Origin of the sequence: Allomesorhizobium camelthorni (assembly GCF_011045125.1) — a bacterium.
In the GTDB taxonomy this organism is placed as follows: Bacteria; Pseudomonadota; Alphaproteobacteria; order Rhizobiales; family Rhizobiaceae; genus Allomesorhizobium; species Allomesorhizobium camelthorni.
On sequence record NZ_JAAKZF010000017.1, the window covers coordinates 87,583 to 96,013 of the forward strand.

At 62.1% G+C, this 8,431-nt stretch carries 18 protein-coding genes; all 18 read right to left on the reverse strand.

The window, feature by feature from the left end; translation table 11 throughout:
• Positions 1 to 95: 95 nt before the first annotated feature.
• Entirely contained in the window at positions 96 to 455 is a 360-nt protein-coding gene (gene rplR, locus G6N73_RS14790; RefSeq protein WP_165028805.1) for a 50S ribosomal protein L18, read from the reverse strand.
• 80 nt (positions 456 to 535) lie between these two features.
• Entirely contained in the window at positions 536 to 1,069 is a 534-nt protein-coding gene (rplF, locus tag G6N73_RS14795; protein ID WP_008837728.1) for a 50S ribosomal protein L6, read from the reverse strand.
• 29 nt (positions 1,070 to 1,098) lie between these two features.
• Positions 1,099 to 1,497 carry a 30S ribosomal protein S8 gene (gene rpsH, locus G6N73_RS14800; RefSeq protein WP_008837727.1) on the reverse strand — a complete coding sequence of 133 codons (399 nt, stop codon included), beginning with the start codon at positions 1,495 to 1,497 and terminating at the stop codon, positions 1,099 to 1,101.
• Positions 1,498 to 1,509: 12 nt separating this feature from the next.
• Positions 1,510 to 1,815 carry a 30S ribosomal protein S14 gene (gene rpsN, locus G6N73_RS14805; protein ID WP_008837726.1) on the reverse strand — a complete coding sequence of 102 codons (306 nt, stop codon included), beginning with the start codon at positions 1,813 to 1,815 and terminating at the stop codon, positions 1,510 to 1,512.
• Between the two features lie 26 nt (positions 1,816 to 1,841).
• Positions 1,842 to 2,399 (reverse strand): 50S ribosomal protein L5, encoded by a 558-nt coding sequence (gene rplE, locus G6N73_RS14810; protein ID WP_008837725.1) that lies wholly within the window; start codon positions 2,397 to 2,399, stop codon positions 1,842 to 1,844.
• On the reverse strand, positions 2,392 to 2,703 hold the full coding sequence (rplX, locus tag G6N73_RS14815) for a 50S ribosomal protein L24 (RefSeq protein ID WP_165028807.1): 312 nt from the start codon (positions 2,701 to 2,703) through the stop codon (positions 2,392 to 2,394). The genes rplE and rplX overlap by 8 nt, the downstream gene beginning before the upstream one ends.
• A gap of 12 nt (positions 2,704 to 2,715) precedes the next feature.
• Positions 2,716 to 3,084, reverse strand: a complete 369-nt coding sequence (rplN, locus tag G6N73_RS14820) for a 50S ribosomal protein L14 (protein ID WP_006205457.1) — start codon at positions 3,082 to 3,084, stop codon at positions 2,716 to 2,718.
• Between the two features lie 67 nt (positions 3,085 to 3,151).
• Positions 3,152 to 3,394 carry a 30S ribosomal protein S17 gene (gene rpsQ, locus G6N73_RS14825; RefSeq protein WP_008837723.1) on the reverse strand — a complete coding sequence of 81 codons (243 nt, stop codon included), beginning with the start codon at positions 3,392 to 3,394 and terminating at the stop codon, positions 3,152 to 3,154.
• An 11-nt stretch (positions 3,395 to 3,405) separates the two neighbouring features.
• Positions 3,406 to 3,606 (reverse strand): 50S ribosomal protein L29, encoded by a 201-nt coding sequence (rpmC, locus tag G6N73_RS14830; RefSeq protein ID WP_008837722.1) that lies wholly within the window; start codon positions 3,604 to 3,606, stop codon positions 3,406 to 3,408.
• A 14-nt stretch (positions 3,607 to 3,620) separates the two neighbouring features.
• Entirely contained in the window at positions 3,621 to 4,034 is a 414-nt protein-coding gene (gene rplP, locus G6N73_RS14835; RefSeq protein WP_165028809.1) for a 50S ribosomal protein L16, read from the reverse strand.
• 82 nt (positions 4,035 to 4,116) lie between these two features.
• Positions 4,117 to 4,839, reverse strand: coding sequence for a 30S ribosomal protein S3 (gene rpsC / locus G6N73_RS14840; protein WP_165028811.1), 723 nt, complete (start codon positions 4,837 to 4,839; stop codon positions 4,117 to 4,119).
• The gene (gene rplV / locus G6N73_RS14845; protein WP_008837719.1) at positions 4,839 to 5,228 is read right to left on the reverse strand and encodes a 50S ribosomal protein L22; all 390 of its coding nucleotides are present in this window, start codon (positions 5,226 to 5,228) and stop codon (positions 4,839 to 4,841) included. Before rplV ends, rpsC begins: the two co-directional genes overlap by 1 nt.
• A 1-nt stretch (position 5,229) precedes the next feature.
• Positions 5,230 to 5,508: a 30S ribosomal protein S19 gene (gene rpsS / locus G6N73_RS14850; RefSeq protein WP_008837718.1), complete on the reverse strand. Its 279-nt coding sequence runs from the start codon at positions 5,506 to 5,508 to the stop codon at positions 5,230 to 5,232.
• Positions 5,509 to 5,524: 16 nt separating this feature from the next.
• Positions 5,525 to 6,358: a 50S ribosomal protein L2 gene (rplB, locus tag G6N73_RS14855; RefSeq protein WP_165028813.1), complete on the reverse strand. Its 834-nt coding sequence runs from the start codon at positions 6,356 to 6,358 to the stop codon at positions 5,525 to 5,527.
• Between the two features lie 19 nt (positions 6,359 to 6,377).
• Entirely contained in the window at positions 6,378 to 6,671 is a 294-nt protein-coding gene (locus G6N73_RS14860; RefSeq protein ID WP_165028815.1) for a 50S ribosomal protein L23, read from the reverse strand.
• On the reverse strand, positions 6,668 to 7,288 hold the full coding sequence (gene rplD, locus G6N73_RS14865) for a 50S ribosomal protein L4 (RefSeq protein WP_165028818.1): 621 nt from the start codon (positions 7,286 to 7,288) through the stop codon (positions 6,668 to 6,670). The genes G6N73_RS14860 and rplD overlap by 4 nt, the downstream gene beginning before the upstream one ends.
• Positions 7,288 to 8,001, reverse strand: a complete 714-nt coding sequence (gene rplC / locus G6N73_RS14870; RefSeq protein WP_165028820.1) for a 50S ribosomal protein L3 — start codon at positions 7,999 to 8,001, stop codon at positions 7,288 to 7,290. The genes rplD and rplC overlap by 1 nt, the downstream gene beginning before the upstream one ends.
• Before the next feature lie 58 nt (positions 8,002 to 8,059).
• On the reverse strand, positions 8,060 to 8,368 hold the full coding sequence (gene rpsJ, locus G6N73_RS14875; protein ID WP_006205468.1) for a 30S ribosomal protein S10: 309 nt from the start codon (positions 8,366 to 8,368) through the stop codon (positions 8,060 to 8,062).
• Between the last annotated feature and the right edge of the window lie 63 nt (positions 8,369 to 8,431).

Sequence of the window (8,431 nt, forward strand, 5' to 3'; positions counted from 1 at the left end):
TACAAAGATCCGGCGACGCTTTGCGCCACCGGGGCGGAAGTCCATTTCTATCGCATGATCTTTTCCGAAAAGTCTGCAACTTTTCGGGATCATGCTTAGAAGGTGAGGCCCGCCTCGCGGGCGGCATCGGCCAGCGCCTTGACGCGGCCATGATAGATGTACGGTCCGCGATCGAAGACGACTTCCTTGACGCCGGCCTTCGTGGCGCGTTCGGCAAGCAGCTTGCCAACGGCAGCGGCGGCTGCAACGTCGGCGCCGGTCTTGAGCGCGCCCTTCAGATCCTTCTCGAGCGTCGAAGCGGCGGCCACGGTGTGGCCCTTCGAATCGTCGATGATCTGCGCGTGGATGTTCTTCGACGAGCGGTAGACCGACAGGCGCAGGCGATCGCCCGAGACCTTCTTGATCTGACGCCGTACGCGCATCGCGCGGCTCTGGGTGGATTCCTTGGAAGCCATGGTACTTATTCCCTGCCTTGTGAAACGGGCGCGGCCATATGCGGTAGTCGTAATGCCTCCCGCGACCGCGCACCGTGGCCTTATTTCTTCTTGCCTTCTTTGCGGACGATCTTCTCGCCGGCGTACTTCACGCCCTTGCCCTTGTAGGGCTCGGGTCCGCGATACTTCCGGATTTCCGCAGCAACCTGGCCGACCGCCTGCTTATCGATGCCCGCTACCACGATTTCGGTCGGCTTCGGCACGGTGATCGTGATGCCTTCGGGCGTCTGATAGACGACATCATGGCTGAAGCCAAGCGCGAGCTGCAGGTTCTTGCCCTGAAGCGCCGCACGATAGCCGACGCCGCTGATCTCGAGCCGCTTTTCGAAGCCCTGCTTCACGCCCTCGACGATGTTGACGATCTGCGTGCGCGACATGCCCCATTTGGAGCGCGAGACCTTGGTCTGGTCGCGCGGCTGAACGGCGATCTCGCCATTCTCCATCTTGACCAGGACTTCGTCGTTGACCACGAACTTCAGCTCGCCCTTCGGACCCTTCGCGGTGACGGTCTGGCCGTCGACGGTAGCGGTCACGCCTTGCGGCAGCGGAACGGGTTTTTTGCCAATACGAGACATTTTCTTGTCCTTACTTCACGCCGGCCAGATCAGAAAATCTGGCAGAGGATTTCCCCGCCGACATTCTGCTCGCGCGCTTCATGGTCGGCCATCACGCCCTTCGGGGTCGAAAGGATCGAGATGCCGAGGCCGTTGGCGACCTGCGGGATCGACTTGACCGACACGTAGACGCGGCGGCCAGGCTTCGAAACGCGGGCGATCTCGCGAATGACGGGGGCGCCGTCGAAATACTTCAGCTCGATCTCGATCTCGGACTTGCCGTTGTCGAAGTCGGTCTGCGTGTAGTCGCGGATATAGCCTTCGTTCTTCAGAACGTCGAGAACACGGGCGCGCAGGCGCGAGGCCGGCGTCGAAACCTTCGACTTCTTGCGGCCATAGGCGTTGCGGATGCGGGTCAGCATATCGCCGAGAGGATCACTCAATGACATGTTATGTCCTCCTTACCAGCTCGACTTGACGAGACCGGGCACTGCGCCCAGCGAGCCAAGTTCACGAAGCGCGATGCGCGACATCTTCAGTTTGCGATAGTAGGCGCGCGGACGGCCGGTAACTTCGCAGCGATTGCGGATACGGGTCTTGGCCGAGTTGCGCGGCATCGCCGCGAGCTTCAGCTGTGCCCGGAAACGCTCCTCGATCGGGACGTTCTTGTCCATGATCGTCGCCTTGAGAGCCTTGCGCTTCGCGGCCTTCTGGTCGACGAGCCGGCGGCGCCTGTTGTTCTTCTCGACTGAGCTGGTCTTTGCCATTTCAGATTTTCCTTTTCTCGCTGCCGTTACTGGCGGAAGGGGAAGTTGAAAGCCTTGAGCAGCGCCCGGGCTTCGTCGTCCGTCTTCGCAGTCGTACAAACGATGATGTCCATGCCCCAGATCTGATCAACCTTGTCGTAGTTGATCTCCGGAAACACGATGTGTTCCTTGATGCCCATGGCATAGTTGCCGCGGCCATCGAAGCTCTTGGGGTTCAGGCCGCGGAAGTCGCGAACGCGCGGCAGCGCGATGTTGACCAGGCGATCCAGGAACTCGTACATGCGCTCCTTGCGGAGCGTCACCTTGGTGCCGATCGGCATCTTCTCGCGGACCTTGAAGCCGGCGATCGAATTGCGGGCATAGGTGATGACGGGCTTCTGGCCGGCGATCAGCGCCAGGTCGGCAGCCGCAACCGAAGGCTTCTTGGAGTCCGCGGTCGCCTCGCCGACGCCCATGTTGAGCACGATCTTGTCGAGGCGCGGGACCTCCATCTCGTTCTCATACTTGAACTCTTCGAGCAGCGCCTTGCGGATGGTCTCGTTGTAGACCGTCTTCAGGCGGGCCTGATATTCTGCCTTAGCCATTGATCACTTCTCCCGAGCGCTTTGCCACGCGCACCTTCTTGCCGTCCTGGACCTGGAAGCCGACGCGGGTCGGCTTTCCGTCCTTGGGGTCGGCCAGCGCGATGTTCGACAAATGGATCGGCGCTTCCTTCGTAATGATCCCGCCCTCTTGGGACTGGGACTGTTTCTGGTGGCGGCGCACCAGGTTGACGCCGCGAACGATGGCCTTGTCGTCCTTCGGTGCTACGCTGAGCACCTCGCCGGTACGGCCCTTGTCCTTGCCGGCCAGGACGACGACCTTGTCGCCTTTGCGAATCTTCTGCATTTTTCCGGCTCCTTACAGCACTTCAGGCGCGAGCGAGATGATCTTCATGTGGTTCTTGGCGCGCAGTTCGCGCGGAACCGGGCCGAAGATGCGCGTGCCGATGGGCTCTTTCTTGTTGTCGACGAGAACGGCCGCGTTCTTGTCGAAACGGATCACGCTGCCGTCCGGGCGGCGGATGTCCTTGGCCGTGCGAACCACGACCGCCTTCATCACATCGCCCTTCTTTACGCGGCCGCGCGGGATCGCTTCCTTGATCGACACCACGATGATGTCGCCGACGGAAGCGTATTTCCGCTTCGAGCCGCCCAGCACCTTGATGCACATGACACGACGGGCGCCGGAATTATCCGCGACGTCGAGGTTTGTTTGCATCTGAATCATGACTGGCCGCCTTCTTTATTCGTGGACAGTGGCGTCATGCGCCCTGCCCGGCTTGTCCAAAATTTCGTTATTGAGCCTGGGCTTCGGTGATGACGACCCAGCGCTTGTCCTTGGAGATCGGAGCCGACTCCTGGATGAAGACCTGATCGCCGACCTTGCAGGCGTTATTCTCGTCATGCGCCTTGTATTTCTTGGTCTGGCGCACGGTCTTCTTCATCACGGGATGCGTGAAGCGCCGTTCGACCTTGACGACGACCGTCTTCTCGTTCTTGTCGCTGACGACGGTGCCCTGCAGAATGCGCTTTGGCATGTTTTTCGTCCTTAAGCCTTCTTGCCGGCCGATTTTTCGGCGGCGATGGTCTTGATGCGCGCAATGTCCCTGCGGACCTGCTTGACGCGCGCGGTCTTCTCGAGCTGGCCGGTCGCCTTCTGGAAGCGCAGGTTGAACTGCTCCTTCTTCAGCGAGGCCAGTTCGTCGTTGAGCTGGTCCTGGGTCTTCACCCTGACGTCAGAGGCTTTCATGATCAGCCCTTCCCTTATTCTGCGATGCGCTGAACGAAGCGCGTCTTGACCGAGAGCTTGGCCGCCCCGAGACGCAGCGCTTCGCGCGCAACTTCCTCGGAAACGCCGTCGATCTCAAACATCACCCGGCCCGGCTTGACCCGGCATGCCCAGAAATCAACCGCGCCCTTGCCCTTGCCCATGCGGACTTCGGTCGGCTTGGAGGTCACCGGCACGTCCGGGAACACGCGGATCCAGACGCGGCCCTGGCGCTTCATCTCACAAGTGATCGCGCGGCGGGCCGCCTCGATCTGACGCGCGGTGACGCGGTCCGGCTCCATCGCCTTCAGACCAAAGCCGCCGAAATCCAGGTTCGTGCCGCCCTTGGCAAGCCCGTGGATGCGTCCCTTGAACTGCTTGCGGAACTTTGTGCGCTTTGGCTGCAGCATCGTTCTTTACTCCAAATCCTTTTGTTAGCGTGATCTTTTCCGAAAACCGGCGTCCACTTTTCGGGATCACGCCGAATGCTTATCAGGCGTTTTCGCGGCGGCGGCTGCGCTCGCCCCGTTCGCCTGCATGCGAATGATCGCCTTCGGTGGCGCGGCGCTCCGAAGCCATCGGGTCGTGCTCGAGGATCTCGCCCTTGAACACCCAGACCTTGACGCCGCAGATGCCGTAAGCCGTCTTGGCTTCGGCCGTGCCGTAATCGACATCGGCACGCAGCGTGTGCAGCGGCACGCGGCCTTCGCGGTACCATTCCATGCGCGCGATTTCAGCGCCGCCGAGACGCCCCGAGCAGTTGATGCGGATGCCTTCGGCGCCGAGACGCATGGCCGACTGCACGGCGCGCTTCATGGCGCGGCGGAACGCGATGCGGCGCTCGAGCTGCTGCGCGATGGACTGCGCGACCAGGATGGCGTCGATCTCGGGCTTGCGCACCTCGACGATGTTCAAATGCGTCTCCGACTTCGTCATCTCCATCAGCTTCTTGCGGAGCTTCTCGATGTCGGCGCCCTTCTTGCCGATGATCAGGCCAGGACGGGCGGCATGGATCGTGACGCGGCACTTCTTGTGCGGACGCTCGATGACGACCTTCGAGATCGCGGCCTGCTTCAGCTCGTTCTTCAGGTATTCGCGGATCTTGATGTCTTCATGCAGCAGCTTGCCGTACTCGCCGGTGTTTGCGTACCAGCGCGAGTCCCAGGTGCGGTTGATGCCGAGGCGGAAACCGATCGGATTGATTTTCTGACCCATCAGGCGGCCTCCCCTTTCTCTTCGACTTCACGAACGACGATCGTGAGGTGCGAAAACGGCTTCTCGATCCGGCTGGCGCGGCCGCGGCCACGTGCATGGAAACGCTTCATGACAATCGACTTTCCGACATAGGCTTCGGCCACCACGAGGGCGTCGACGTCGAGGTCGTGATTGTTCTCGGCATTGGCGATCGCCGATTCCAGCGTCTTCTTGACGGTGCCGGAAATGCGCTTGCGCGAAAATTCGAGATCCGACAGCGCGGTCGCCACCTTCTTGCCGCGGATGAGCGCGGCAACGAGGTTCAGCTTCTGCGGGCTGATGCGGATGGTGCGGAGAACCGCGCGCGCCTCGTTGTCAGCAAGCCTGCGCGGAGCTTTGGCCTTGCCCATGTTACTTCCTCTTCGCTTTCTTGTCCGCGCCGTGACCGTAATAGGTCCGGGTCGGGGCGAATTCGCCGAACTTGTGGCCGACCATGTCTTCCGACACGGAGACCGGGATGTGCTTCTGGCCGTTGTAGACGCCGAAGGTCAGGCCGACGAACTGCGGCAGAATGGTAGAGCGGCGGCTCCACATCTTGATCACTTCGCTACGGCCGCCTTCGCGCACCTTCTCGGCTTTCTTCAAGAGAAAGCCGTCGATGAACGGGCCTTTCCAAACTGAACGGGTCACTTCCGCCTACCTCTCTTTAGCTCTTGCGCTGATGACGCGAGCGCAGGATGAACTTGTCGGTCGCCTTGTTGGACCGCGTCTTCTTGCCCTTGGTCGGCTTGCCCCACGGCGACACCGGATTGCGTCCGCCCGAGGTGCGGCCTTCGCCGCCGCCATGCGGGTGATCGACCGGGTTCATGGTCACGCCGCGATTGTGCGGGCGCTTGCCGAGCCAGACCTTGCGGCCGGCCTTGCCGAGATTGATGTTGGCGTGGTCCGGATTGGAGACCGCGCCGACGGTGGCGATGCACAGGCCGCTGACGACGCGCTGCTCGCCCGAATTGAGGCGCAGGATCGCCATGCCCTGGTCACGGCCGACGAGCTGGGCGTAGGAACCGGCCGAGCGCGCGATCTGGCCGCCCTTGCCGGGCTTCAGCTCGACATTGTGGACGATGGTGCCGACCGGCATGGCCGAAAGCGGCATCGCATTGCCCGGCTTCACGTCGACCGCTTCGCCGGCGATGACCTTGTCGCCGACGGCCAGGCGCTGCGGCGCCAGGATGTAGTTCAGCTCGCCGTCGTCATACTTGACCAGCGCGATGAAGGCGGTGCGGTTCGGGTCGTACTCGATCCGCTCGACCGTCGCAGCCATGTCGAACTTGCGGCGCTTGAAGTCGATGATGCGATACGAACGCTTGTGGCCGCCGCCGATGAAGCGGGCGGTGATGCGGCCGTAATTGTTGCGGCCGCCCGACTTGGTCAGGCCTTCCGTCAGGCCCTTGACCGGCTTGCCCTTGTAGAGGGCCGAGCGGTCGACGAGAACCAGCTGACGAAGGCTGGGCGTTACCGGTTTGAAATTCTTCAATGCCATTTTACTGTCCTCGCGCCTCTCAGAGACCCGTAGCGACGTCGATCGACTGGCCTTCGGCCAGCGTCACAACCGCCTTCTTCACGTCGCTCTGCCGGCCTGCCGTGCCGCGGAAACGCTTCACCTTGCCCTTGCGGATCAGGGTGTTGACAGCCGTCACCTTGACGCTGAACAGCGCCTCGATGGCAGCCTTGATTTCCGGCTTCGTCGCCTTCTTGGCGACGTTGAACACGACCTGGTTCTGTTCGGAAGCCATGGTCGACTTTTCGGTGATCGCCGGGCTGACGATCACGTCGTAGTGGCGGAGATCCGTCATTTGAAGCGCTCCTCGAGGGCCTCGACGGCGGCCTTGGAAAGGACCAGCGTGCCGCGGCGCAGAATGTCGTAGACGTTGATGCCCTGGATCGGCAGCACGTCGATGTTCGGGATGTTCGTGGCCGCACGCTTGAAGTTCACGTCAAGCTCGGCGCCGCCGATCATCAGTGCGTTGGTCAGGCCGAGCTTTTCGAAGTTCGCCACCAGCGCTTTCGTCTTGGCTTCCGTCAGCTTCAGATCATCGACGATGATCAGGCTCGACGACTTGGCCTTGGCCGACAGCGCATGCTTCAGGCCGAGAGCGCGGACCTTCTTGGGAAGGTCATGCTCGTGGCTGCGAACGACCGGGCCGTGCGCCTTGCCGCCGCCGCGGAACTGCGGAGCGCGAGCCGAATGGTGGCGGGCGCGGCCCGTACCCTTCTGCTTGTACATCTTGGCGCCGGTGCGCGCGATTTCGGCGCGGCCCTTGGTCTTGTGCGTGCCCTGCTGCTTCTTGGCGAGCTGCCAGCGCACGACGCGCTGCAGGATGTCCTCGCGCGGGTCAAGGCCGAAAATCTCTTCCGAGAGCTTGACCTTGCCGGCGTCTTCGCCGCCAAGCGTTGAAATCTTGAGATCCATTATTCCGCTCCCTCATTGGCCGGAGCTGCGCTCTTGGCCGCGGCGCGAATGCCGGCGGGCCTCGGCGCGTTTTCAGGCAACGCTTCCTTGACGGCGTCGCGAACCAGGATCCATGCGCCCTTCGAACCCGGAACCGCACCGCGGATCAGGATCAGGCCACGGTCCGTATCGGTCGAAACAACCTCGACATTCTGGGTGGTCACGCGGGTCGAGCCCATGTGGCCGGCCATCTTCTTGCCCTTAAACACCTTGCCCGGGTCCTGGCGCTGGCCGGTCGAGCCGTGCGTGCGGTGCGACACCGAGTTACCGTGGGTCGCACGGCCGCCACCGAAATTGTGGCGCTTGATGACGCCCTGGAAGCCCTTGCCGATCGTGGTGCCGGTCACGTCGACCTTCTGGCCGGGCACATAATGCTCGACCGTGATCTCGGCGCCGATGTCGAGCATATTTTCGTCGGAGACGCGGAATTCCGCGACCTTCGACTTCGGCTCGACCGAGGCGGCGGCGAAATGGCCGCGCATCGACTTCGACGTGTTCTTGACCTTGGCCAGACCAACGCCGAGCTGGACGGCGGTGTAGCCGTTCTTCTCTTTCGTGCGCTGAGCCACGACCTGGCAGTTCTCCATGCGGAGAACAGTGACCGGAACATGCTCGCCGGCGTCGTTGTAGACGCGGGTCATGCCCAACTTCTGTGCTATAACACCTGAACGCATCGGTTCGTTTTCCTTCAGAGGAGCCTTTGGGTCTTCGCCCGCCGGCTCATGTCAGCTCTCAGAGCTTGATTTCGACGTCGACGCCTGCTGCGAGATCGAGCTTCATCAGCGCATCGACCGTCTGGGGCGTCGGGTCCACGATATCGAGCAGCCGCTTGTGCGTGCGCATCTCGAACTGCTCACGGCTCTTCTTGTCGACATGCGGCGAGCGGTTGACCGTGAATTTCTCGATCCGCGTCGGCAGCGGAATGGGGCCGCGGACGTTGGCGCCGGTGCGCTTTGCCGTCGACACGATCTCGCGCGTCGAGGCATCAAGCACCCGGTGGTCAAACGCTTTGAGGCGTATGCGGATATTCTGGCCGTTCATTCGTCTTTTCCTTGTTCTGGCGCGGCGCGGGCGAAGTCCCGCCCGCGACAGATCAGTTATTTG